Here is a 25,730-nt window from a genome sequence, read left to right on the forward strand (position 1 = left end):
ATCGCATGGACAGATATTTACTCGACATCAAAGCCGATGACAAACCGGTACTGTTGGAGCGCGTTCTACGTGTGATTCGTCACCGAGGCTTCGTGATCAAACAAGTCGCTGCTACGCAAAACCACGAAAGCAAAGTAGCCAGCGTCGAGATCATCGTCGACAGCGATCGACCAATCTCGTTTTTGATCAATCAAATAGAGAAGTTGTGGGACGTTCGTAAGGTTGAGGTGCTAAAAATCCGCAACGATGAACTGCCAAATCACAACTTACAACAACACGTAAGTGCATAAGGAAGGCAACAAATGGCAACGAAAACTGCAGATTTCATTTGGTTTAATGGTGAGATGGTTCCATGGGCAGAGGCGAACGTTCACGTTCTGACTCACGCAATGCACTATGGTACATCCGTGTTTGAAGGCGTGCGCTGTTACAACACACCAAAAGGCCCAATTGTCTTCCGTCACCGTGAGCATGCACAACGTCTAAAAGATTCTGCCAAGATTTACCGCTTTCCGATCCCTTTCTCTGTAGAAGAAATCATGGAAGCGACCCGCGAAACACTGCGCCAAAACAAACTCGACAGCGCTTACATTCGTCCATTGGGTTTTGTCGGTAATGTTGGCTTAGGCGTATGTCCACCAGTTGGCACTGAGATGGATCTAATCATTGCAGCATTTCCTTGGGGCTCTTACTTAGGCGAAGAAGCGCTAGAAAAAGGTGTCGATGCGATGATTTCAAGCTGGAACCGCGCTGCGCCAAACACCATCCCAACTGCAGCTAAAGCAGGCGGTAACTACCTATCTTCACTACTGGTTGGTGGTGAAGCGCGTCGTCACGGTTACGACGAAGGTATTGCGCTAAGCGTAGATGGTTACCTATCGGAAGGGGCTGGTGAAAACATCTTCGTTATCAAAGATGGCGTAATCACCACACCACCAGCAACTAGCGCGATTCTACCGGGCATCACTCGCGACTCGATCATGACAATTGCACGCGATAAAGGCTACGAAGTCCGTGAAGCGAACATTGCTCGTGAAGCCCTTTACCTTGCCGATGAAGTCTTCATGACAGGTACTGCGGCTGAGATTGTACCAGTGGCAACCATCGACAAGATTGAAGTGGGCACTGGTAAGCGCGGCCCTATCACTAAAGAACTACAAGCAGCCTACTTTGGCCTATTTGACGGCACCACGGAAGATAAGTGGGGCTGGTTAGACTATGTGTACCCAGAACAGAAGTAAGAAGGATTAGGAAATGCCAAAATATAGATCAGCTACCACCACACATGGTCGTAACATGGCGGGTGCACGAGCACTGTGGCGTGCAACGGGTGTGAAAGAAGAAGACTTCGGTAAACCAATCATCGCCGTTGTAAACTCGTTTACTCAATTTGTTCCGGGTCACGTACACCTGAAAGACATGGGTCAGCTTGTAGCACGCGAAATCGAAAAAGCTGGCGGTATTGCGAAAGAATTCAACACCATCGCGGTTGATGATGGTATCGCAATGGGTCACGGCGGCATGCTGTACTCACTGCCTTCACGCGAACTGATCGCAGACTCTGTGGAGTACATGGTCAACGCGCACTGTGCCGATGCCATGGTATGTATCTCTAACTGTGACAAAATCACTCCGGGAATGTTGATGGCATCTATGCGTCTCAACATCCCTGTTATCTTTGTTTCTGGTGGTCCAATGGAAGCGGGTAAAACCAAGCTTTCTGATCAGATCATCAAACTAGACCTTGTAGATGCGATGATCCAAGGCGCGGATCCAAAAGTGTCTGATGAGCAAAGTGAGCAGATCGAACGTAGCGCATGTCCAACGTGTGGATCGTGTTCAGGCATGTTCACCGCAAACTCGATGAACTGTCTAACAGAAGCCCTGGGTCTTTCTCAACCGGGCAACGGTTCTATGCTGGCAACGCACGCTGACCGTGAACAACTGTTCCTTAATGCAGGTCGTCGTATCGTTGAACTGACTCGTCGTTACTACGAGCAAGATGACGAATCAGCACTGCCGCGCAACATCGCTACGTTTGATGCGTTCGAAAATGCGATGGCACTGGATATTGCAATGGGTGGCTCAACCAACACCATTTTGCACCTGTTGGCTGCAGCGCAAGAAGGTGAAGTGGATTTCGATATGGAAGATATCGATCGCCTATCACGCCAAGTACCACACCTATGTAAAGTGGCACCATCTACCCAGAAATATCACATGGAAGACGTACACCGCGCTGGTGGCGTCATGGCAATTCTTGGTGAGTTAGATCGTGCAGGTCTTCTACACAATGATGCGCGCACCGTGCTTGGCCTTTCGATGAAAGAGCAGCTGGCGAAATACGACATCATCCAAACTGAAGACGAAGAAGTACTTAAGTTCTACCGCGCAGGTCCTGCGGGAATTCGTACTACTCAAGCGTTCTCACAAGATTGCCGCTGGGATCGCCTTGATGACGACCGTGCGGAAGGCTGTATTCGTACTATCGATCATGCCTTTAGCCAAGAAGGTGGCCTAGCCGTTCTATCAGGCAACATCGCATTAGATGGTTGTATCGTTAAGACTGCTGGTGTGGATGAGAGCATTCATAAATTCACTGGCCCAGCCGTAGTTTTCGAAAGCCAAGAAGACGCCGTAGAAGGCATCTTAGGCGGCAAAGTAAAAGCTGGCGACGTGGTTGTTATCCGTTACGAAGGCCCTAAAGGTGGTCCGGGCATGCAAGAAATGCTTTACCCAACCACTTATCTAAAATCGATGGGCCTTGGCAAAGAGTGTGCACTTCTGACTGACGGCCGTTTCTCTGGCGGCACATCAGGTCTTTCTATCGGCCACGCCTCTCCTGAAGCAGCAAACGGCGGTGCAATTGGCCTGGTAAAAGAAGGCGATATGATCGCAATTGATATTCCAAACCGTTCAATTTCACTCCAAGTGTCTGAACAAGAACTTGCTGAGCGCCGTGCAAAACAAGACGAACTAGGCTGGAAACCAGTTGACCGCCAACGTGAAGTTTCCTTTGCACTCAAAGCGTACGCGAGTATGGCAACCAGTGCTGACAAGGGTGCAGTACGAGACAAGTCGAAGCTAGAGGGCTAGCAATGATGGAAGCTCAACCCGAAAAACAAGTGAACCAAACTGGCGCAGATTATCTGCGCCAAATCCTTCGCGCACCTGTTTATGAAGTAGCAACAGTGACGCCACTGCAAGAAATGCCTCGTTTATCTGCACGTATCGGGAATAACGTGCAGATCAAGCGTGAAGATCGCCAACCCGTACACTCGTTCAAATTGCGCGGTGCATACAACATGGTGGCGAGTTTATCTGAAGCACAAAAAGCCGCTGGTGTCATTGCAGCATCGGCAGGTAACCACGCTCAAGGCATGGCGCTCTCTGGTACTAAGCTAGGCATCAAAACCACCATCGTGATGCCTAAAACCACACCAGACATCAAAGTCGATGCGGTACGTGGCTTCGGTGGCAATGTAGTGCTGCACGGCAGCAACTTTGATGAGGCAAAAGCGGAAGCGGAACGCCTTTCTGATCTGCATGGGTACACATTTGTCCCTCCTTTCGATCACCCACTGGTGATTGCAGGTCAAGGCACCATCGGCATGGAAATGCTGCAGCAAAATGGTCACCTTGATTACATTTTCGTCCCTGTCGGTGGTGGCGGTTTGGCTGCCGGTGTTGCGGTACTTGTGAAGCAGCTCATGCCAGAAATCAAAGTGATTGCAGTTGAGCCAGAAGATTCGTCATGCCTCAAAGCGGCATTGGATGCAGGTGAACCAGTAGTACTAGACCAAGTCAGCATGTTTGCCGATGGCGTCGCTGTAAAACGCATTGGCGAAGAGACTTTCCGTCTATGCCAAAAGTACATTGATGGCCATATTGCCGTCTCTAGCGATGAAATCTGCGCAGCAGTAAAAGACATCTTTGAAGACACCCGTGCGATTGCAGAGCCTTCTGGCGCGCTTGCTCTGGCGGGTTTGAAGAAGTTTGCTGAGCAAAACAAACTGCAAGGTAAGAATTTAGGTACTGTGCTGTCTGGTGCCAACACTAACTTCCATGGCTTACGTTATGTTTCTGAGCGTTGCGAGCTTGGTGAGAAACGTGAAGGTTTGCTTGCCGTCACCATTCCTGAGCGTCAAGGTGCCTTCTTTGAGTTCTGTAACCTCATTGGCGGCCGCGCCGTAACGGAATTTAACTACCGCTACAACGATGACGCATTGGCAAATATCTTTGTCGGTGTGCGTTTGCAAGGCGGTCAGGAAGAGCTAGAACATATCATTCACGACTTACGTGATGGTGGCTACCCAGTGGTTGATTTGTCTGATGATGAAATGGCGAAGCTGCACGTGCGCTACATGATTGGTGGTAAGCCGTCTAAGCCGCTTAAAGAGCGCCTCTACAGCTTTGAATTCCCAGAGTATCCTGGGGCGCTACTTAAGTTCTTAAGCACACTCGGCACACACTGGAATATCAGTTTGTTCAACTACCGTAACCACGGCGCTGACTACGGACGTGTTTTATGTGGTTTCGAGTTAGATGAAAGCGATTTAGCTCAGTTTTCTGCACATTTACGTGAACTTGGCTATCAATGCAAAGACGAGACAGACAACCCATCGTATAAGTTTTTCTTGTCATAAAACGCCACATTTCAAACATATCAATGAAAACACCTCGCTAACGCGAGGTGTTTTTTATGACTGTAACCAATCTTTATGTAGCTGATTAGGCGACCCAAGATAGTCCACCATCCACTGGATCAATTTATGATTATCATCTTTGCGCCATACTAAGCAGCAGTGACTGAGCGGTTTATCATCCGGCATGACCTTCTCCACCAGCACACCATCATTGATTAAGGGTGTTGCAATATGACGTGGCATGTAACCCACGCCCACCCCATTTTTTAAACATTCAATCGCACTATACCAATTGGGCAATAATAATCGGCGCTGTTGCGGATAATGGCCAGTATGGCGTTTTGGCAGCACGTTCGAAGTATCATCAAGACAGATCGCCGGAAATTGACTCACAAACTCTTCAGTAAGCACTTGTTGTCGAACGCAAGGATGAGCGGGTGACATTACAAATGCCCAATCTAATACGCCCATATCTTTGACTTCAAAATCTCCCCCAACGGGAACCGCAGATGTCGCGCCAACGACAATGTCGGCTCGACCTTGTGCTATGGCTTCCCAAGAACCATTGAAGACCTCCATATTGATCTGCAATTCAGCAAATTCAAACTCGCGATAGAAATCTTCCACCAAAGGTTTGAGTTTTTCTAACTTCACCACGTTATCTAAGGTCAGCTTTAACGTGCTTTTCCATCCTTGAGCCGCTCGCCGCGTTTGTGCTTTCACCTCTTCCATTTGACGCAGCAAAGAGCGCGCCTCGGCCATAAAAAGTTCACCCGCTGGAGTTAGCTCGACTTTCCTTGGTAAACGTCGAAACAGCACCACATCTAAATCTTGCTCGACCTGCCTTACTCCATAGCTGATGGCTGAGGGGACTTTATGCAATACCTCAGCCGCAGCGGTGAAACTGCCTAAACGGGCAACCGTATCCAGCATTTCCAAAGACGCTTTAGAGAACATGATTTAACCTTTCAAAAAATTTGATTGATAACCAACAATTTTAGCGTTTTATTTTCTCAAAATCGAAAAATAGAATAATAAGGTAAATAAATCAGGGTTGGCGCCAACTGATGTTGATTAAAAAATGATTAAATAATTTGACTGGTTGAATCATGAAAATCTCAAAACTACAGCTCATTTATCTGGCAGCATTATCGATGCTTGGCTTCGTTGCTACCGATATGTATCTGCCAGCATTCAAAGCGATGGAAATCGACTTTGCAACAGGCCCTGAGCAAATTGCGCTCTCTTTAACGGTATTCCTCGTTGGTATGGCGATTGGCCAGCTAATGTGGGGATTGGCATCCGATAAATTTGGCCATCGTAATACACTCGCAGCCGGGTTGGTGCTATTTACTATCGCGTCATTCGGTTTGGCTTTCTGTGATCAAGTATGGCAACTACTCACACTGCGCTTTATCCAAGCTATCGGTGTGTGTGCACCAGCCGTGATCTGGCAGGCTATGGTCATTAAACGCTACTCAAGCAGTAGCCAACAAATTTTTGCGACAATCATGCCACTCGTCGCGCTATCACCAGCACTAGCACCTCAATTAGGGGTTGTGTTGGCAGATAACTTCGGCTGGCACAGTATCTTTATTACGCTAACACTGGTTGGTGTCTTTTTGGTCTTTGCGACCATGGCCCAAAAAGACGAGAAAGCAGAAATCAAACAAACCAGTATGTCTGCCGACATCAAAGCGCTGCTGAGTTCTAAAAAATACCTTGGCAACGTGTTTATGTTTGCGACGGCTTCGGCTGCATTCTTTGCTTACCTAACTGGGATGCCAGAAATCATGGCGCAACTGGGCTACGAAGCAAAAGATATTGGTTTGAGCTTTATCCCACAAACCATCGCGTTTATGGCTGGTGGCTACTTAGGTAAAGTAGGCGTTCGAAAATTTGGTGATGAAAAGGTTCTGCGCCAACTGATTGGCCTATTTAGTGTCGCGGCATTAATGATTTTCATTGCTTCACAGTGGGAGCTGTCATCGATTTGGCCTATTCTTGCGCCATTCTGTTTGATTGCCGTTGCTAACGGCGCGCTGTACCCAATCGTGGTAAACCGTGCACTGGCCAGCGCACAACAGAGCCCTGCAACAGCAGCAGGTCTGCAAAACAGCCTGCAAATCTGTGTAAGTAGCTTCTCAAGTGCATTGGTAGCCGCAATGGCAAGCCAAGCTCAGATGGTTACTGGCATCGCAATCATCATCTGTATGGGTGGGCTGTGGATGGGATACATTCTGTCGAATCGCGAATTATCCAAGCACTTTACGACTCCTGACAACGCCCGAGTCGTGAGTGAAGACGAACTTTAATTGTTCAGATAATAAAAAGAGCCGCGCAATGCGGCTCTTTCTGTTTATAAGCTTTTCAACCCCCACTTCTTGGCAGTCTGCTTAAAAAAGCCTTGAGTCTTTTTCAACTCTACCCAGTGATTGATATAATTAATCCATACTTGATCGTCTTGCGGCAACAACATAGCAATTGGGGTTGGTTTACGCGGTGCGGTCACTGGCACTATCGCCAACTGTTTAAACTTATCCACCAACGTCGCTGCTTCCACATTGGACGTCACCGATACATCGGCCCTGCGAGCTAGTAGTTCTTGGAAGTCGCGCGCTGGCGCTTCAATAACAATATGCTGAGCAGACGGGAAGAACTCTTTCACCATTTTTTCTTGTACCGTACCTAACGTCGCCGCGACTTTTACTTCTGGTTTATTAAAATCCGCCCAATCAGAGAATTTGGCGAGATCTTTCTTTTGCACCACAGGTACAAAGGCAAGGTAGAAATATGGCTGGCTGTATCCAGCTACTTTCGCGCGCGACATGTTCAGAGATGCGCTGCCAGTAATATCGTATTTGTTGGCGGTAATGCCATTAACTAGCGTCTTCCAATCCGTGGGAACATACTCCACTTTTACACCGAGATCTTTAGCAAGTTCTGTTGTTACATCGATATCGAAGCCACGATAACTGTTTGTCGCGGGGTCTTTCATCGTCATCGGATTCCAATCTCCCGTCGTTCCAACTCGGAGTACGCCATTGTCTAAAATAGATTGAAGACGGCTTTCAGCGTGAGCGACTTGAGTCGCAGCAAGCAAACACATTCCTAGCACTAGTAAAATCTTTCTCATTTTTATTCCCTTAAAAATAATGACCTTATACGGTTTAATAATTAACCTTTATTAGAGCTCTACTGATAACATAGCAGTAACAAAGGAAGTTTTTTAGTTAATTCAGGGAGTAAATGTGACGTTTCGAACTCTATGGCTGTTTTCACTGCTATTACTCACTGGTTGTTCAGATTATCAATGGGGCTGGTATGTACTTGACCCTTCGACGGATCAAGGGCTCACCAATCTAAAGTTTTTAATCGCTGGGTTTAATGACACCATTCAGGTATCACTCCTCAGTATGTTATTTGCGATGAGCTTGGGCCTGATCGTTGCGTTACCCGCTCTGTCGGACTCTGCCTCTCTGAAGTGGATAAACCGTATTTATGTCGAGGTGATCCGTTCAGTGCCAGTTTTAGTCTTACTACTTTGGGTGTATTACGGCATGCCTACACTATTGGATGTCTCACTCAATCACTTTTGGGCGGGTGTTATTGCACTGACTATCGCTGAGAGTGCGTTTATGGCGGAAGTGTTTCGCGGTGGGATACAAGCTATCAGCCGTGGCCAACATGAAGCGGCTGAATCTTTGGGCTTAAGCTATTGGCAAAAGATGCGCCTGGTAATTCTTCCCCAAGCATTTCGGCAAATTCTCCCACCACTGGGCAATCAATTTGTCTACATTCTCAAGATGAGTTCTTTAGTCAGCGTGATTGGTTTAAGCGATCTCACTCGCCGTGCTAATGAGCTGGTGGTGAATGAGTACTTACCCTTAGAGATTTATACCTTCCTCGTTTTGGAGTACTTGTTGCTCATCCTATTTGTATCTCAAGCCGTTCGTTGGCTCGAAAAACGTATTGCCATTCCTAGCTACTAGCGATGAAGCCTTAGCTAGAAACAACAAAGCCGCTCTTGTTGAGCGGCTTTGACAATATAGAGACAGAGTGTAGGTAATGCTTATTTCTGTTTTACAGGACGCTGCCAGCCAGTAATTTTGCGCTCTTTGACGCGAGTAATTACTAACTCACCTTCTTCAACATCTTTTGTTAGTGTCGTGCCTGCACCGATGGTTGCGCCATCAGCGATAGTGACAGGCGCCACCAGCTGGCTATCAGAACCAACAAAAACATCATTACCGATGATGGTTTTAAACTTGTTCGCACCATCGTAGTTACAAGTGATAGTACCTGCGCCGATGTTAGTACGTTGACCGATCTCTGCATCACCTAAGTAAGTTAGGTGGTTCGCTTTTGAACCTTCTCCGATGCGCGTATTTTTCACTTCAACGAAGTTACCCACATGGGAATCGTTACGCATTTCAGCACCAGGACGAAGGCGAGTAAATGGACCAACCGTACATTCTTCACCAACCGTTGCACCTTCAATCACACTGTAAGGGCGAACGATGGTGTTGTCGTCGATTTCACAATCTTTCAGTACACAACCCGCACCGATAACCACGTTATCACCCAGTGAAACTTTACCTTCGACGATAACGTTCACGTCGATTTCACAGTCCATACCGCACTGTAACTCACCACGCAAATCAAAGCGTGCTGGATCGCGTAGCATGACACCTTGCTCTAGTAGCTTCTGAGCTTGCATTGACTGGAAAGCACGCTCTAGACGAGCAAGCTGTGCGCGGTCATTGACCCCTTCCACCTCAATGGCATTGACTGGGTGTACTGCCTCAACGGCACGACCTTCATCGTGTGCAGCTGCAATAACGTCAGTTAGGTAGTATTCGCCTTGTGCGTTGTTGTTGTTTAAGCCAGACAACCAACGCTTAAGATCCCCACCAGTCGCAACCATCACGCCAGTGTTGATCTCTTTAATTTGTTTTTGTTCTTCTGTTGCATCTTTTTGCTCAACGATCGCCACAACAGGACCATTCTTACGGATAATACGACCGTAGCCTGTCGGGTTATCTAGAATCACTGTTAGTAGTGCAATACCGCCTGTTGGCTGTGCATCTAATAGGTTTTCAATCGTTTCAGCTGAAATCAGTGGAACATCACCGTAAAGCACCAGTACTTTTTCATCGTCTTCAAACTTCGGAGACGCTTGATCAACCGCATGACCTGTCCCTAACTGCTCCGCTTGAAGCACCCAATTTACAGGCTCTTCTGCAAGAGTGGTTTGCATTTGATCACCACCGTGGCCAAAGACCAAGTGGATATTTTGTGCACCTAGACCTGTACATGTATCAATCACATGTTTTGCCATTGGCTTACCTGCCAAAGTGTGTAGCACCTTAGGCATGTTCGAATGCATACGGGTACCTTTACCCGCTGCAAGAATCACAGCACTGAATTTCATTGATAACCTATTGACGTTTTATGTTAATTGGCCGTTATTTTAAACAGCTCTTTTAAAATAGTTAATGGAGTAAGGTAAATTTCCAACTAAAATTAATCAAAAAGGCGACCAATTGGCCGCCTTTTTTCATGCAACGTTGCTAATTGAGCTTAGCGACGCTTTTTTGTCAGCTCGATAACTCGTAGCTGAGCAATGGCTTTAGCCAGTTCACTGGCCGCTTGTGCGAAGTCCATGTCACCATGCTGATTCTGGATTTGCTCCTCAGCGCGGCGTTTGGCTTCTTCTGCCTTCGCTGCGTCTAGCTCTTCACCACGGATAGCTGTATCAGCTAGTACAGTCGCTGTACCAGGCTGAATCTCTACCATACCACCAGAAACATAAATAATTTCTTCGTGGCCGTGCTGTTTCACAATACGCACCATACCAGGCTTGATAGCGGTCAGCAGCGGTGTGTGACCATGGAAAATACCAAGTTCACCTTCGCTACCGGTCACCTGAAACGTTTCAACACGACCAGAGAAGATTTTCTTCTCAGCGCTTACTACGTCTAGGTGAAAGGTTATTGCTGCCATATCGCCTCCTAGTTAGCCTTATAGCTTCTTCGCATTCTCAATAGCATCGTCGATGCTACCGCAGTACATAAATGCCTGCTCAGGAATGTCGTCGTATTCACCAGCTAGTAGACCTTTAAAGCCACGTAGAGTCTCTTTTAGAGGTACGTAAATACCAGGGTCACCTGTAAATACTTCTGCTACGTGGTAAGGCTGAGTTAGGAAACGCTCAATCTTACGTGCACGAGATACAACTTGCTTATCTTCTTCAGATAGCTCGTCCATACCTAGGATAGCAATGATATCTTTCAGCTCTTTGTAGCGCTGAAGAGTCTGCTGAACACCACGAGCAACTTCGTAGTGATCTTGACCAACGACTAGTGGATCAAGCATACGAGATGTTGAATCTAGCGGGTCGATCGCAGGGTATAGACCCATTGCAGCGATGTTACGGTTAAGTACAACCGTTGCATCCAAGTGCGCGAACGTTGTTGCTGGAGACGGGTCAGTCAAGTCATCCGCTGGTACGTATACCGCCTGTACAGACGTGATAGAACCTGATTTCGTTGACGTGATACGCTCCTGAAGTACACCCATCTCTTCTGCAAGAGTTGGCTGGTAACCTACCGCAGAAGGCATACGACCTAGTAGTGCTGATACCTCTGTACCTGCAAGTGTGTAACGGTAGATGTTATCAATGAACAGTAGTACGTCACGACCTTCGTCACGGAAACGCTCTGCCATTGTTAGACCAGTCAGTGCAACACGTAGACGGTTACCTGGTGGCTCGTTCATCTGACCGTAAACCATCGCTACTTTTGATTCTTCAGGCTTCTCAACGTTTACAACGCCCGCTTCCTGCATCTCGTAGTAGAAATCGTTACCTTCACGAGTACGCTCACCAACACCAGCAAATACTGATAGACCTGAGTGCTGTAGTGCGATGTTGTTGATAAGTTCCATCATGTTAACGGTCTTACCTACACCTGCACCACCGAATAGACCGATTTTACCACCCTTAGCGAATGGACAAATTAGGTCGATTACTTTAACGCCCGTTTCTAGAAGTGCAATTTCGTTTGATTGCTCTTCGTAGCTTGGTGCACTACGGTGGATAGAGTAAACCTCTTCCGCACCCACTTCACCACGCTCGTCAATCGCGTCACCTAGGACGTTCATGATACGACCTAGAGTTTTAGTACCTACTGGTACTGAAATTGGAGCGCCAGTGTTAACCACTTCAACTCCACGACGTAAACCATCAGAGCTACCCATTACGATACAACGAACTACGCCACCGCCTAGCTGTTGTTGAACTTCAAGAACTAGACGCTCTTTTGAGTCCGTTACGTTTAGAGCGTCATATACACTAGGTACATTGCTCTGTGGGAACTCTACGTCGACTACCGCACCGATGATCTGTACGATCTTACCTGTAGCCATCGTTAATCCTCTAAACTATTTCGTTTTACCTAAGCTTAAACCGCAGCTGCACCACCAACGATTTCTGATAGTTCTTGTGTAATCGCAGCCTGACGGGCTTTGTTGTACACAAGTTCCAAATCGTCAATCAAACTGGTTGCGTTATCCGTTGCAGCCTTCATCGCAATCATTCGAGCCGCTTGCTCACAAGCAAGGTTCTCAACCACACCTTGGTATACCTGAGACTCTACGTAACGCACTAATAGCGTATCCAGTAGAGGTTTTGGTTCAGGCTCATAGATGTAGTCCCATGAATGCTCACGCTGCATCTCTTCGCTGTCCGATTTAGGCAAAGGTAGCAATTGATCGATCGTTGGTTGCTGAACCATAGTATTAACAAACTTGTTGAATACTACATATAGACGGTCCAGTTCACCTTCATCGTATTTCTTCAGCATTACGCCAACAGAGCCGATTAGGTCTTGTAGGCTTGGATTATCTCCAAGACCAGAAACCTGTGCCGCAACTTTTGCGCCACCATGTTTAAAGAAAGCTGTTGCTTTTGAGCCAACAACGGCTAGCTCAATCTCAGCACCTTTCTCTCTCCATGCTTGCATGTCTGTAACGGCTTTTTTGAACACGTTAATGTTCAAACCACCACACAGACCACGGTCTGTCGAAACGATGATGTAACCAACACGTTTAGCTTCACGCTCTTCTAGGTACGGATGACGGTACTCTAGGTTTGCGTTAGCCACATGACCGATCACTTTACGCATTGTTTCAGCGTATGGACGAGAAGCTTCCATTGCATCTTGAGAACGACGCATTTTTGAAGCTGCTACCATTTCCATCGCTTTCGTAATTTTCTGAGTGCTTTTAACACTACCGATTTTATTACGTATCTCTTTTGCGCCGGCCATCGTTACTCTCCGTTAGTTGGTGGCAGAAACTGCCACCGACCTAATTACCAAGTTTGGGTTGCTTTGAAGTCGTCAGTCAGTTTCTTCAACTGAGCTTCGATTTCATCGTTGTAAGCGCCAGACTTGTCGATCTCAGCTGCTAGTTCAGCGTATTGACCGCGAGCGTACGATAGTAGAGCCGCCTCGAAATCTAGAACTTTGTTAAGTTCTACATCATCAAGGTAACCGCGCTCTGCCGCGAAGATAGTTAGAGCTTGGTCAAATACAGACATTGGAGCGTACTGCTTCTGCTTCATTAGTTCTGTAACTTTTTGACCATGGTCTAGCTGTTTCTTCGTTGCGTCATCAAGGTCAGAAGAGAACTGAGCAAATGCCGCTAGTTCACGGTATGCAGCTAGTGCTGTACGGATACCACCTGATAGTTTCTTGATGATTTTCGTCTGAGCTGAACCACCTACACGAGATACTGAGATACCAGGGTCAACAGCAGGACGAACACCAGCGTTGAATAGCTCAGTTTGTAGGAAGATCTGACCATCGGTAATCGAGATTACGTTAGTCGGTACGAATGCTGAAACGTCACCTGCTTGAGTTTCGATGATAGGAAGAGCAGTCAAAGAACCAGTCTTACCTTTCACTTCACCGTTAGTGAAACGCTCTACGTACTCTTCGTTTACACGAGCTGCACGCTCTAGTAGACGCGAGTGTAAGTAGAATACGTCACCTGGGAATGCCTCACGGCCTGGTGGACGTTTAAGTAGTAGAGAGATCTGACGGTAAGCTACCGCTTGCTTAGATAGATCATCGTAAACAATCAGTGCGTCTTCACCGCGATCGCGGAAGTATTCACCCATCGCACAACCTGCGTAAGGCGCTAGGTATTGAAGCGCTGCAGATTCAGAAGCTGATGCAACTACAACGATAGTATTTTGTAGTGCGCCGTGCTCTTCTAGTTTGCGAACAACGTTAGCGATAGTCGATGCTTTCTGACCGATTGCTACGTAGATAGAGAAAATACCAGAGTCTTTCTGGTTGATGATCGCGTCGATCGCCAGTGCTGTTTTACCAATCTGACGGTCACCGATGATAAGCTCACGCTGACCACGACCGATTGGGATCATTGAGTCAACTGACTTATAACCAGTTTGCACAGGTTGGTCTACCGATTTACGGTCGATTACACCTGGTGCGATCACTTCTACAGGCGAAGTCATTTTCGCTTCGATTGGACCTTTACCATCGATAGGCTCACCCAGCGTATTTACTACGCGGCCTAGTAGTTCTGGACCAACTGGCACTTCAAGAATGCGGCCAGTACCTGTAACTTTCATGCCTTCCTTAAGGTCAGCATATGGGCCCATTACAACCGCACCAACCGAGTCACGCTCAAGGTTAAGTGCCAGTGCATAACGGCCACCCGGTAATTCAATCATTTCACCTTGCATCACGTCCGCTAGGCCGTGGATGCGGATGATACCATCGCTTACCGATACGATAGTACCCTCGTTGCGAGCTTCACTAACAACTTCGAAAGATTCGATACGTTGTTTGATCAGATCGCTAATTTCCGTGGAATTAAGTTGCATGCTCCAATCCCCATTAAGACTGCAATGCATCGCTCAGGCGGTTCAAACGACCACGCGCTGAGTCATCGATGACTAGGTCTCCGGCTCGAATAATAACCCCACCAAGTAGGGTCTCATCTACACTGCAATTCAGCTTCACTTTGCGTTCAAGACGCTTTTCAAGTTTGCTGCCAATGTTTGCAAGTTGTTCATCAGAAAGCTCTGTTGCTGAAATTACTTCAACATCAATTTCTTTCTCATGTTCTTTTTTCAGAGTAAAAAACTCCGTGCAAACATCAGGAAGGGCCGCTAAACGACCATTCTCAGCCATTACCTTCAAAAGGTTTTGACCGTGCGCATCAACTTGTTCGCCGCAAACTGCAACAAAAATTTCTGCCATTTTGTCAGCAGAAACCGAACCCGTTAGTAGTTCGTTCATTTGTTCGTTTTTGGCCACTTCAGCAGCAAAAGATAACATTTGGCCCCATTGGTCCAACTGGTCTTTCTCTAAAGCAAAGTCGAAGGCTGCTTTAGCATAGGGGCGTGCGATAGTAGTCAAATCAGACATATGCGCCCCCAGACTTAAAGTTTTGCAGTAATGTTGTCGAGAATATCTTTTTGCGCATCTTTATCGATAGAACGCTCAAGGATTTTCTCAGCACCAGCTACAGCCAGAGTAGCAACTTGTTTGCGCAGCTCATCGCGTGCACGATTGCGTTCAGCTTCAAGTTCTGCTTCTGCTTGCGCTAGGATTTTCTGGCGTTCTGCCTGAGCTTCCTCGCGAGCTTCATCAAGAATTTGAGACTTACGTTTGTTCGCTTGTTCGATGATCTCAGTTGCTGTGCGCTTCGCTTCTTTCAATTGATCAGAAGCGTTGGCTTGTGCTAGATCCAAGTCTTTCGCAGCACGTTCTGCTGCTTGAAGACCATCAGCAATTTTCTTCTGACGCTCTTCGATCGCTTGCATCAATGGTGGCCATACATACTTCATGCAGAACCACACAAATAGTGCGAACGAGATTGCTTGACCTAGCAGAGTTGCGTTTATGTTCACAACAGCTACCCCTCTATTTGGACTTAGTGTTAATCAGTGACAAGCGATAATCGCCCGTCCCGAGTTAAAGGTGATTAACCTAGTTGACCAACGAATGGGTTTGCGAAAGTGAATAGTAGCGCGATTACGATACCGATCATTGGAACCGCATCAAGTAGACCCGCGATGATGAACATCTTAACTTGTAGCATAGGAGCCATTTCTGGTTGACGTGCAGCACCTTCTAGGAATTTACCACCTAGCAGTGCGAAACCAATCGCTGTACCAAGAGAAGCAAGACCGACGATAATACCTACGGCGATTGCAGAAAAGCTCAGTAAAGTTTCCATTACTATCTCCAATTTATAGTTGTTGGCTTAGTGCCCAAATAAAAAGCTTTAAAAAAATTAATGATCAGGATCTTCGTGTGCCATTGACAGGTAAACAATTGTCAACATCATGAATACGAAGGCTTGAATCGTAATAACCAAGATATGGAAGATTGCCCACGGTAGTGAACCCATCCATTGTAAGTACCATGGTAGCATTGCCGCACAAAGAATGAATACAACCTCACCCGCGAACATGTTACCGAATAGACGCATACCAAGTGATAGAGGTTTCGCTAATAGCGATACCACTTCAATTAGTAGGTTAAACGGAATCATCAGTGGGTGATTGAATGGATGTAGTGCAAGTTCTTTTGCGAATCCACCTAGACCTTTTACTTTGATGCTGTAGTAAATCATCAATGCAAAAACGCCTAGAGCCATAGCCATGGTGATATTCACATCAGCAGACGGTACAACCTTAAGGTAAGGAATACCTAGCCAATGCTCTGCTGGGTATGGTAAGAAGTCGATAGGAACTAAGTCCATCACGTTCATCAAAAATACCCAACAAAAGATAGTCAGTGCTAAAGGCGCGATCAGTGGGTTGCGTCCATGGAACGTGTCTTTGACGTTATCGGCGACAAATTCAACGATCATTTCTACAGCACACTGAAGCTTACCCGGTACACCCGCTGTTGTTCTCTTTGCTACTTTGTAAAAAATTCCGAGGAAGATTAAACCAGTAAACCAAGAAAAAAACAGGCTATCGATATGTACGTTCCAGAAACTTGTCTCCGACCCTACTAAACCCAACTTGTATAGCGATAGGTTAGAAAGGTGGTGGGCAATGTAACCGGACGATGTTAGCGCTTCACCTGGCGCAGCCATAACTCATCCTATTTTTTGTTGTTAATGAATAGCACTGGTGCACAGATATTAATACCTAGTACCAGCAAATAGGTTAGTTTGAGGGGAACAAGTTCCACCTGCATATACATGTAGGCAACATAGAACAGTGCAACCGTGATGAGAATTTTCAGTACTTCACCCGTATAGAAGGAAGCAGCGATGCGCTTGGCAGCGCGAGCTCCACTAAACATGAAAGCACACAGCGCGAATACTGCATTGGCAACAACAAAAATGCCTCCGCCAATCAGCGCTGAAAATCCCCAGTCAGGATTTATGGCTACCGCCATTCCTGCTGCCACAAAAATAACCGCGCCAGACTGGATCATTAACAATTGCCTTGCGAGCTCTCGTCCTGGTCTAGCTAACGCAGCTACCATGTATTCGTACCTCTAGTAATATCCACTTCGCACTTAACTCTCTGTGCTGGGAAATTGGCGAAAATTATACGTTCAGTTCAACGTAAAGCAATTCGATTGCATCAAAAACTTACAGTTTTGTTTACAAAACGACAACTTTCGCACAAAATTCGATTAATTAGATTAATTGACCTAAATCAATTATCTCATCTAGGCCTCAAGCTTGGCAATTAGTTGGTCCAATTTGTGAGGCTCATCAAGACTTATCGTCAATTTCGCTTTTCCGTTTGCAGAACGGGTAAGAGAAACTTTTGCATCAAGCAGCTGACTCAATTTATGCGACATTTGCTCGGCTTCGGTATCCTCTTGTTGCCCTTTTTGCTCATTTTGTGGGGCTAAGCACTTTTTTACTAACTGTTCGGTTTGGCGAACAGTCATTTGCTTCTTAGCCACTTGTTGAGCTACTTCGACTTGCTGTTCGCCTTCTAACGCTAACAGAGCTCGAGCATGACCCATTTCCAATTTTTTATCTGCAACCAGACCTTTTACATCAACTTCCAACTGATTCAGACGTAATAGGTTACTCACCGTCGTTCTTGATTTACCAATCACATCGGCCACTTGCTGATGTGTCAGCGTGAATTCATCTTGTAGACGTTCAAGCGCTTGGGCTTCCTCAATCACATTCAAGTCTTCACGTTGAATGTTTTCAATCAACGCCATGGCGATGGCGGCACGATCTTCAACTTTTTTCACCAAACACGGTACGCGTTTTAACCCCGCCTGCCTTGCAGCACGCCAGCGGCGCTCACCTGCGATGATCTCAAACTGACCACTTTCGACCTGGCGAACCACGATTGGTTGAATAATGCCTTGTGATTGAATCGAAGCCGCTAGTTCTTCTAGCGCTTCAGGCGCCATATCTTTACGCGGTTGGTATACGCCCGGTTGCAATTGACCAATCGCTAAATCGGTTAACTCACCGTCTGCCGATAATTCTTGGCTATGCGATGCAATATGCTGTTTTTCACGAGCAAACGAACTGGTCGACAATAACGCATCCAGTCCTTTTCCGAGACCACGCTTAGACATGGGATTGAATTCCTTAGGTTAGAGTTAAACTGGGATTTCTTCGCGGCGGAGCATTTCGCCCGCTAGAGCAAGATACGCTTTGGCACCTGCGGAGTACTTATCGTAGTACATTGCTGGCTTACCGTGACTTGGCGCTTCAGCCAAACGAACATTACGCGGAATGACAGTACGGTAAACTTTATTCCCAAAGTGTTTTTTAAGTTGATCGGATACTTCATTCGATAAGCGGTTGCGTGGGTCGTACATGGTACGCAATAAACCTTCGATTTTTAGGTTTTCATTCACAACAGCCGCTAACTTGCTGATTGTATCCATAAGAGCAGTTAAACCTTCTAACGCAAAGTATTCACATTGCATCGGCACCAGCACAGAGTCAGCTGCCGCCATCGCATTGATTGTAAGAAGGTTTAGAGAAGGAGGACAATCAATAAAGATGAAATCATAGTTATCGCGAACTGACGACAATGCATTTTTTAGACGCACTTCACGAGCGAAAACTTCCATCAATTTGATTTCTGCCGCGGTTACGTCTCCGTTCGCCGCGATCAAATCATACTTCCCTGTTGTTTGGGTACAAACGACTTGATCGAACGGTGTATCTTCGACCAAAAGATCGTATGCGGTGGCATCGACCATATACTTATCCACGCCACTGGCCATCGTAGCATTGCCTTGCGGGTCGAGATCGATCACCAAAACCTTGCGCTTTGTTGCCGCCATCGAAGCCGCTAAGTTAATGCACGTTGTTGTTTTGCCGACCCCACCTTTCTGGTTGGCGATTGCTACAATTTTACCCACGATTACCTCGCTAATTTTCCTTGCGCGATAAGATTACTAGATGACGATCACCTTCCAACTCAGGAACAGCCAAAGATATGATCTCTGTCACACTGCACCATTCAGGAAGCTGATCCATTTCATCTTTAGGGTGCTGTCCTTTCAGCGCTAGAAACACCCCGTGCTCTTGTTTCGGCAAATGGTGGCACCATTCCACCATGTCTGTCATTGAAGCAAAAGCTCGACTCAAAACGCCATCAAATTTTTCTTCAGGTTGGAATTCTTCGACGCGACTTTGAATTGGTGTCACGTTTTTCAGCCCTAATGTGTGCACGACTTGCTTGATAAAACGAATGCGTTTGCCAAGACTGTCGAGCAAAAAGAAGGTTTTCTCAGGGTTCATTATTGCCAAAGGGATGCCCGGTAACCCCGGACCAGTACCAACATCAATGAAGCGCTCACCGGGCAGGTGTGCGCTTACAACGATACTATCAAGAATATGTTTCACTAACATATCAAGCGGATCACGTACCGATGTTAAATTGTACGCTTTGTTCCATTTGTCGAGCAGTTCGACATAACCAACTAACTGCTCTCGTTGCTGTTCTGACACTTCCAAATCGGTTTTCGCGATCAGTGAATCCAGCTTTGTTCGCAATGCGCTCATTATTCTTCCTCACCTTTCTTCAGCAAACCATGCTTTTTCAAGTGAACAAGTAGAATAGAAATTGCAGCAGGCGTAATACCAGAAATGCGTGATGCAATACCGATGCTCTCTGGTTTGGCCTCGCTCAGTTTAGCAACGACTTCGTTTGATAAACCTTTTACATCGCGGTAATCCAAATCAGCAGGTAACTTGGTATTTTCGTGACGCAGTGATTTTTCGATCTCTTCCTGCTGACGCTTGATGTAACCATCGTATTTCACTTGAATTTCAACTTGCTCAGCCGCTTGCTGATCTTCAAGTGCAGGAGCAAACGCTTCAAGTTGCGTCAGTTGCGAATAAGTGATCTCTGGACGACGCAGAAGATCCTCACCACTCGCTTCACGGGCCATTGGGGTTTTCAGCAGCTTGTTCAGCTCATCAACACCCTCTGACTTCGGATTCATCCACGTTGCTTTCAAACGCTGACGCTCCGTTTCCATATTGTTGATTTTCTCGTTAAAGCGAGCCCAACGAACATCATCAATCAAGCCTAGCTCGCGCGCTTTTTCCGTTAAACGTAAATCGGCGTTATCTTCACGAAGTAGCAGGCGGTATTCCGCACGAGAAGTGAACATGCGGTACGGCTCTTTGGTACCCATGGTCGATAAGTCATCAATCAACACGCCCATGTAAGCTTGGTCACGACGTGGGCTCCAGCCTTCTTTGTCTTGGCTAAACAAGCTTGCATTTAGACCGGCCATCAAGCCTTGCGCTGCGGCTTCTTCGTAGCCAGTCGTGCCATTAATCTGGCCAGCAAAGAACAAACCATGGATGAACTTCGTCTCGTACGTTTGCTTCAAATCACGTGGATCGAAGAAATCATATTCAATCGCATAACCTGGGCGAACGATGTGTGCATTTTCAAACCCTTTCATTGAGCGCACGATTTGTACTTGCACATCAAATGGCAAGCTGGTCGAGATACCATTAGGGTATAACTCGTGCGTGGTTAGGCCTTCTGGCTCAATGAAGATTTGGTGGCTGTTTTTGTCAGCGAAACGCATCACTTTGTCTTCAATAGACGGACAGTAACGCGGACCAATACCTTCAATCACACCTGCGTACATTGGACTGCGATCCAAGTTACTACGGATCACATCGTGAGTTTGTTCATTGGTGTGGGTGATGAAACATGGAATCTGACGCGGATGCTGTTCACGTTTGCCCATGAACGAGAATACAGGCGTTGGGTTATCACCGTGCTGAGCTTCTAGCACTGAAAAATCAACAGTACGAGCATCAATGCGCGGTGGAGTACCTGTTTTTAAACGATCCACACGGAACGGCAGTTCACGCAGTCGATCCGCTAATGCGATCGATGGTGGATCCCCGGCACGACCACCAGACGAGCTTTCCATACCTATGTGGATCTTACCACCAAGGAAGGTACCCACGGTTAGCACAACGGCTTTCGCATGGAAGCGAAGTCCCATTTGAGTTACCACACCAACTGCGCGATCTTGTTCAACAATCAGATCATCAACTGATTGCTGGAACAACGTTAAGTTAGGCGCATTTTCTAATGCATTACGAACGTACGCTTTGTACAGAGCGCGATCGGCTTGAGCTCGAGTTGCTCGTACTGCAGGACCTTTGGAGGCATTTAGTGTACGAAACTGAATACCTGCATGGTCGATGGCTTCAGCCATCAAACCGCCCATAGCATCTACTTCTTTTACTAAGTGACCTTTACCAATACCACCGATCGCCGGATTACAAGACATCTGGCCTAATGTATCGATGTTATGGGTAAGGAGAAGCGTTTTTTGTCCTGTGCGTGCAGATGCGAGCGCGGCTTCCGTTCCTGCGTGTCCGCCACCGACAACAATGACGTCAAAGTTTTCGTGATAAAGCATGAACTGACCTCAGGTATTCAAAGGGATTTAATGGACAGATAAAGGAGCCGTATTTTACCTGCTTTATGCCAGAGAGAAAAACGTTTTCTCGTTTTATCCGTTTTAAGCTTCAAGATAAATATATATAAGATCTATATATATGATCTTTTATTAGATCTACTATTAGGATCGACCGTTTCTGTGGATAACCTAAAAATGATCAACAAGATCATGGATCTTCTTTGGATCATATCTTGTGATCATGATTGGATCAGATCGAGGATTACCTGGGATCAAAAGTGGTGGTTATACACAGGGGGTAAAATTGATCAAAGTTGTTATTGGGATAACTAAAGGAAAATCACTGGATCTTATTGTAGTTATCCACAGTCTGTTTGGTTGGTTTTTGAGCGGTTAAACAAAATAATTTGGTGGGAGTTATTCAAATGGGAGAAAACAGAGCCGAATTTCGACTCTGTTGAAGGGAAAGTCGTGAGTTTAAAAACGTTCGATATTCTCTTTTAACCACATCTCTGCGGCGTCTTCTGGTACATCATGGCTCAGTACATCGATTTTAAAGCAATCTGCGAGAGGGGTTGCACCAATATCCTCTAATAAATCATAAGCGTGTTGACCAGCGGCACAGAACGTATCGTAGCTAGAGTCACCAATCGCAATCACCGCAAATTTTACATCAGTCATTTTTGGCGGTGTATTTTGTAATGCTGCGATAAAAGGTTGGATATTATCAGGATACTCACCAGCTCCATGTGTAGAGGTGATCACCAACCACGTACCTTGATTTTCGATATCACTGAGGGAAGGCTGGTTGTGGATCGTTGTTTCAAATCCATTCTCGTTGAGTAGATCACTCAGGTGATCCCCTACGTATTCTGCGCCACCTAACGTGCTGCCTGTAATAATGTGGATCATACTTCTTCCTTATTGAATGCGACGGCTAAAGCTCATGGATGGCTTGCCGTACAAAAAGAAACGCGGTGTGAGTTAAGCTCAGCACCGCGCGTTCGATTATTTACTTCCCGATACAGAATGAAGAGAAGATTCGTCCCAGTAAGTCGTCAGAACTGAACTCACCGGTAATCTCATTGAGATGTTGTTGGGTGATGCGTAGCTCTTCAGCCAATATTTCACCTGCCATATAGCCTTCAAGCTGCTCCTGGCCTATTTGAAGGTGCTGTGCGGCACGTTCTAATGCATCGAGATGACGACGACGAGCCATAAACCCACCTTCACTGTTGCCAGAGAAGCCCATACACTCCTTGAGATGATCGCGCAGAGCTTCAACCCCTGCACCAGTCTTCGCTGACAAACGGATAAGAGTAGGGTTATTGACGTGGCAGATCCCCATATCTTCACCCGTTTGATCCGCTTTATTACGGATCACAGTTATGCCAATGTTGTCTGGTAGGCGATCCACAAAATCTGGCCAGATATCTTTCGGATCGGTGGCATCGGTTGTCGTGCCATCCACCATGAACAACACGCGGTCTGCTTGGGCTATTTCATCCCACGCGCGTTCGATACCGATTTTCTCTACTTCATCGGAAGCATCACGCAAACCTGCAGTATCGATGATGTGCAGAGGCATGCCATCAATATGGATATGCTCACGCAGTACATCACGCGTAGTTCCTGCGATGTCGGTTACGATTGCAGACTCTTTACCCGATAGCGCGTTCAGCAGGCTTGATTTGCCCGCATTTGGACGACCCGCAATCACGACTTTCATCCCTTCACGCATAATAGCGCCTTGGTTAGCTTCTTTGCGCACCGCATCTAGGTTGTCGATGATGGCTTGTAGGTCACCAGCCACTTTACCGTCGGCCAAAAAGTCGATCTCTTCTTCAGGGAAGTCGATGGCTGCTTCAACATAGATACGCAAATGAATCAGCGACTCAACTAAGGTATTAATGCGGCCTGAAAATGCGCCCTGTAAGGATTGCAGCGCCGATTTTGCTGCTTCTTCAGAACTGGCATCAATGAGGTCTGCAATCGCTTCGGCTTGAGCTAAGTCGAGTTTATCGTTCAGAAATGCGCGTTCAGAGAACTCACCAGGGCGAGCAGCTCGAATACCATCTATACCTAGAATGCGTTTTATCAGCATATCCATCACGACAGGGCCGCCATGGCCTTGCAGCTCAAGTACGTCTTCACCTGTAAATGAGTGTGGGTTAGGGAAGTACAGTGCGATGCCCTGATCAAGCACAGTGCCATCTTCTGACTTAAACGGCAGGTACTCTGCGTAGCGGGGCTTTAGTGTTTTGCCAGTGACTTCTAACGCCACTTGGTTGGCTTTAGGGCCAGAAACTCGAATAATACCGACACCGCCACGACCAGGCGCGGTCGCTTGAGCGACAATCGTATCTGTAGTCATAATTTTGCCTTTTGAGCTGGGCTATAGGGAAGATACCTAGGGAGCCATCACAATTAATTAGCTGAATTGTAATCAGCCAAAAACAAAAAGGCGACCTTTTGGCCGCCTTTCTCAATCATTTCCTAAAAGGTTACTTGCTGTGTAAGCCTTTTTTCTCTAATCCTTTGTAGATCAGAGTTTGCTGGATAAGCGTTACGATGTTCGACACCAACCAGTACAGAACGAGACCTGATGGGAAGAACAAGAAGAAGAAGGTAAACATAACCGGCATAAAGGTCATGATCTTCTGCTGCATTGGATCCGTTACTGTTGTCGGGCTCATCTTCTGGATTAGGAACATTGACGCACCCATCAGTAGAGGCAGGATGTAGTAAGGGTCCTGCGCTGAAAGGTCATGAATCCAACCGAAGAATGGAGAGTGACGTAGCTCAACCGATTCCATTAGTGCCCAGTAAAGCGCGATGAAGATAGGCATCTGTAGGATAAGAGGTAAACAGCCACCTAGTGGGTTCACTTTCTCTTTCTTGTACAGTTCCATCATTTCTTGGCTCATGCGCTGACGGTCATCACCGATACGCTCACGCATTGCTTGCAGCTTAGGCTGTAGCATGCGCATTTTCGCCATAGACGTGTATTGCGCTTTTGTTAGTGGGTACATTGCACCACGAACGATGAAGGTCAGACAGATGATTGCCACACCCCAGTTGCCAACAAAGCTCTGGATGAATGAAAGCAACATATGAAGAGGCTTCGCAATGAACCATAACCAGCCGTAGTCCACTACTAGGTCTAGGTTAGGTGCCACTTCTGCCATTTCATCTTGCAGTTTTGGACCAACCCAAAGTGTTGCTTCAAACTTAGCCTGATCGCCTGTTGCGATAGTTTTGTTCGGCATACGAACGCCGATGTCGCCGAGGTTGCCAATTACACGAGTGTATAGGTTAGTACCTGGTTCGTTACGTGGGATCCAAGCTGCGGCAAAGTAGTGCTGAATCATTGCGGCCCAACCTTGGCCATCGGCTAGGTTAAGAGACAGGTTGCGATCCTGCATATCATCAAAGCTGTACTTCTTGTAACGCGTATCTTCTGTTGAGTATGCGCCACCACGGTAAGTAGGCATTGTGATGCTACCACCATCGTCCATTAGGTTTTGACGTAGGTGAGCGTACATACCAAATGTTGCGTTGTTGCCTGAGTTGTTCACTACATCGTATTCAACATTAAGCGCGTAGCTGCCGCGTTTAAAGATGTAAGTTTTGGTGTATTCGATGCCGTTTGCAGTGAATGTCATCGGAACGCGAAGTTCATCTTGACCGTCAGCCATTGTGAAGCTGTCTGCACTTACGTTGTAGTGAGGGCGATTTGTGCTGCTCAAGTCGATACCTTGAGGACCCACTAGACCGCTTTGAGCGATAAATTGGTGACCTTGAGCGTCTTTAAGCAGAACAAAGGAATCTGATGAATCTAACTCAGCAGAGTATTCGTTAAGGTTGGCATGTACCACATCGCCACCAACGGTGTCGATCGACAGAGTTAAAACATCAGTCGTTACTGTGATAGTTTTTGCAGAAGCTTGCTGTTGACCAGGAACTGGGTCAAGTTCATCAGCAAAAGATGGTGCAGGTAGAGTGCTGCTTGATTGAGCCTGTTCAACTGCTTGAGGTTCTGGATTCTTTGCAACTTGCCATTGTTGAAACAGCAAAAAAGAAACCAGGGCCAAACCGATGAGCAGGATATTACGTTGAGAATCCATCG

General features: G+C 46.6%; 25 protein-coding genes. 6 read left to right on the forward strand and 19 right to left on the reverse strand.

Going from position 1 to position 25,730, the window contains the following annotated elements; all coding sequences use genetic code 11:
- Nucleotides 1–5 precede the first annotated feature (5 nt).
- Genes ilvM through ilvA form a run of 4 tightly spaced genes read left to right on the forward strand, consistent with a single transcriptional unit; the run spans nucleotide 6 to nucleotide 4,646 of the window.
- A complete protein-coding gene (gene ilvM / locus R7Z77_RS12460; protein ID WP_005378958.1) occupies nucleotides 6–290 on the forward strand; it encodes an acetolactate synthase 2 small subunit in 285 nt (94 codons plus the stop codon).
- 12 nt (nucleotides 291–302) lie between these two features.
- Nucleotides 303–1,241 (forward strand): branched-chain-amino-acid transaminase, encoded by a 939-nt coding sequence (ilvE, locus tag R7Z77_RS12465; RefSeq protein ID WP_005378953.1) that lies wholly within the window; start codon nucleotides 303–305, stop codon nucleotides 1,239–1,241.
- 13 nt (nucleotides 1,242–1,254) lie between these two features.
- Nucleotides 1,255–3,096, forward strand: a complete 1,842-nt coding sequence (gene ilvD / locus R7Z77_RS12470; RefSeq protein WP_005383859.1) for a dihydroxy-acid dehydratase — start codon at nucleotides 1,255–1,257, stop codon at nucleotides 3,094–3,096.
- A gap of 2 nt (nucleotides 3,097–3,098) precedes the next feature.
- Entirely contained in the window at nucleotides 3,099–4,646 is a 1,548-nt protein-coding gene (ilvA, locus tag R7Z77_RS12475) for a threonine ammonia-lyase, biosynthetic (protein ID WP_017635600.1), read from the forward strand.
- A 54-nt stretch (nucleotides 4,647–4,700) separates the two neighbouring features.
- On the opposite strand, the gene punR is transcribed toward ilvA, so the two are convergent.
- Complete coding sequence (gene punR, locus R7Z77_RS12480) at nucleotides 4,701–5,603, reverse strand: DNA-binding transcriptional activator PunR (RefSeq protein ID WP_017821565.1); 903 nt, start codon at nucleotides 5,601–5,603, stop codon at nucleotides 4,701–4,703.
- A 152-nt stretch (nucleotides 5,604–5,755) separates the two neighbouring features.
- Between punR and punC the strand changes: the two genes are divergently transcribed.
- Nucleotides 5,756–6,961: a purine nucleoside transporter PunC gene (punC, locus tag R7Z77_RS12485; RefSeq protein WP_005378946.1), complete on the forward strand. Its 1,206-nt coding sequence runs from the start codon at nucleotides 5,756–5,758 to the stop codon at nucleotides 6,959–6,961.
- Between the two features lie 44 nt (nucleotides 6,962–7,005).
- On the opposite strand, the gene R7Z77_RS12490 is transcribed toward punC, so the two are convergent.
- Nucleotides 7,006–7,782, reverse strand: a complete 777-nt coding sequence (locus R7Z77_RS12490; protein WP_005378944.1) for a transporter substrate-binding domain-containing protein — start codon at nucleotides 7,780–7,782, stop codon at nucleotides 7,006–7,008.
- A 115-nt stretch (nucleotides 7,783–7,897) separates the two neighbouring features.
- Between R7Z77_RS12490 and R7Z77_RS12495 the strand changes: the two genes are divergently transcribed.
- Nucleotides 7,898–8,638 carry an amino acid ABC transporter permease gene (locus tag R7Z77_RS12495; RefSeq protein ID WP_005383852.1) on the forward strand — a complete coding sequence of 247 codons (741 nt, stop codon included), beginning with the start codon at nucleotides 7,898–7,900 and terminating at the stop codon, nucleotides 8,636–8,638.
- Between the two features lie 80 nt (nucleotides 8,639–8,718).
- Here R7Z77_RS12495 and glmU read toward each other — a convergent pair whose 3' ends face one another.
- The 17 genes from glmU to yidC form a co-directional block, all read right to left on the reverse strand.
- Nucleotides 8,719–10,080, reverse strand: a complete 1,362-nt coding sequence (glmU, locus tag R7Z77_RS12500) for a bifunctional UDP-N-acetylglucosamine diphosphorylase/glucosamine-1-phosphate N-acetyltransferase GlmU (protein WP_053308107.1) — start codon at nucleotides 10,078–10,080, stop codon at nucleotides 8,719–8,721.
- Between the two features lie 149 nt (nucleotides 10,081–10,229).
- On the reverse strand, nucleotides 10,230–10,652 hold the full coding sequence (locus tag R7Z77_RS12505) for a F0F1 ATP synthase subunit epsilon (RefSeq protein ID WP_005378937.1): 423 nt from the start codon (nucleotides 10,650–10,652) through the stop codon (nucleotides 10,230–10,232).
- Nucleotides 10,653–10,670: 18 nt separating this feature from the next.
- Nucleotides 10,671–12,074: a F0F1 ATP synthase subunit beta gene (atpD, locus tag R7Z77_RS12510; protein WP_005383849.1), complete on the reverse strand. Its 1,404-nt coding sequence runs from the start codon at nucleotides 12,072–12,074 to the stop codon at nucleotides 10,671–10,673.
- A 35-nt stretch (nucleotides 12,075–12,109) separates the two neighbouring features.
- A complete protein-coding gene (gene atpG, locus R7Z77_RS12515; protein WP_005378932.1) occupies nucleotides 12,110–12,976 on the reverse strand; it encodes a F0F1 ATP synthase subunit gamma in 867 nt (288 codons plus the stop codon).
- Nucleotides 12,977–13,020: 44 nt separating this feature from the next.
- Nucleotides 13,021–14,562 carry a F0F1 ATP synthase subunit alpha gene (gene atpA / locus R7Z77_RS12520; protein WP_005378931.1) on the reverse strand — a complete coding sequence of 514 codons (1,542 nt, stop codon included), beginning with the start codon at nucleotides 14,560–14,562 and terminating at the stop codon, nucleotides 13,021–13,023.
- Between the two features lie 13 nt (nucleotides 14,563–14,575).
- Nucleotides 14,576–15,109 (reverse strand): F0F1 ATP synthase subunit delta, encoded by a 534-nt coding sequence (atpH, locus tag R7Z77_RS12525; protein WP_017635596.1) that lies wholly within the window; start codon nucleotides 15,107–15,109, stop codon nucleotides 14,576–14,578.
- A gap of 14 nt (nucleotides 15,110–15,123) precedes the next feature.
- Nucleotides 15,124–15,594, reverse strand: coding sequence for a F0F1 ATP synthase subunit B (atpF, locus tag R7Z77_RS12530; protein ID WP_005378929.1), 471 nt, complete (start codon nucleotides 15,592–15,594; stop codon nucleotides 15,124–15,126).
- Nucleotides 15,595–15,668: 74 nt separating this feature from the next.
- Complete coding sequence (atpE, locus tag R7Z77_RS12535; RefSeq protein WP_002540812.1) at nucleotides 15,669–15,923, reverse strand: F0F1 ATP synthase subunit C; 255 nt, start codon at nucleotides 15,921–15,923, stop codon at nucleotides 15,669–15,671.
- A gap of 57 nt (nucleotides 15,924–15,980) precedes the next feature.
- Complete coding sequence (gene atpB / locus R7Z77_RS12540) at nucleotides 15,981–16,793, reverse strand: F0F1 ATP synthase subunit A (protein ID WP_005378922.1); 813 nt, start codon at nucleotides 16,791–16,793, stop codon at nucleotides 15,981–15,983.
- An 8-nt stretch (nucleotides 16,794–16,801) separates the two neighbouring features.
- A complete protein-coding gene (locus R7Z77_RS12545; RefSeq protein ID WP_005378921.1) occupies nucleotides 16,802–17,191 on the reverse strand; it encodes a F0F1 ATP synthase subunit I in 390 nt (129 codons plus the stop codon).
- 189 nt (nucleotides 17,192–17,380) lie between these two features.
- Complete coding sequence (locus tag R7Z77_RS12550) at nucleotides 17,381–18,262, reverse strand: ParB/RepB/Spo0J family partition protein (RefSeq protein ID WP_017821562.1); 882 nt, start codon at nucleotides 18,260–18,262, stop codon at nucleotides 17,381–17,383.
- A gap of 24 nt (nucleotides 18,263–18,286) precedes the next feature.
- Nucleotides 18,287–19,060 (reverse strand): ParA family protein, encoded by a 774-nt coding sequence (locus R7Z77_RS12555; protein ID WP_005383838.1) that lies wholly within the window; start codon nucleotides 19,058–19,060, stop codon nucleotides 18,287–18,289.
- Nucleotides 19,061–19,070: 10 nt separating this feature from the next.
- A complete protein-coding gene (gene rsmG, locus R7Z77_RS12560; protein ID WP_005378902.1) occupies nucleotides 19,071–19,706 on the reverse strand; it encodes a 16S rRNA (guanine(527)-N(7))-methyltransferase RsmG in 636 nt (211 codons plus the stop codon).
- Entirely contained in the window at nucleotides 19,706–21,601 is a 1,896-nt protein-coding gene (gene mnmG / locus R7Z77_RS12565) for a tRNA uridine-5-carboxymethylaminomethyl(34) synthesis enzyme MnmG (protein WP_005378901.1), read from the reverse strand. The genes rsmG and mnmG overlap by 1 nt, the downstream gene beginning before the upstream one ends.
- A 477-nt stretch (nucleotides 21,602–22,078) precedes the next feature.
- Nucleotides 22,079–22,513 (reverse strand): FMN-binding protein MioC, encoded by a 435-nt coding sequence (gene mioC / locus R7Z77_RS12570; protein ID WP_005378900.1) that lies wholly within the window; start codon nucleotides 22,511–22,513, stop codon nucleotides 22,079–22,081.
- Nucleotides 22,514–22,613: 100 nt separating this feature from the next.
- The gene (mnmE, locus tag R7Z77_RS12575) at nucleotides 22,614–23,975 is read right to left on the reverse strand and encodes a tRNA uridine-5-carboxymethylaminomethyl(34) synthesis GTPase MnmE (protein WP_005383836.1); all 1,362 of its coding nucleotides are present in this window, start codon (nucleotides 23,973–23,975) and stop codon (nucleotides 22,614–22,616) included.
- A 130-nt stretch (nucleotides 23,976–24,105) separates the two neighbouring features.
- Nucleotides 24,106–25,728: a membrane protein insertase YidC gene (yidC, locus tag R7Z77_RS12580; RefSeq protein ID WP_005383834.1), complete on the reverse strand. Its 1,623-nt coding sequence runs from the start codon at nucleotides 25,726–25,728 to the stop codon at nucleotides 24,106–24,108.
- Between the last annotated feature and the right edge of the window lie 2 nt (nucleotides 25,729–25,730).

It is taken from the genome of Vibrio sp. 1401 (genome assembly GCF_033340295.1).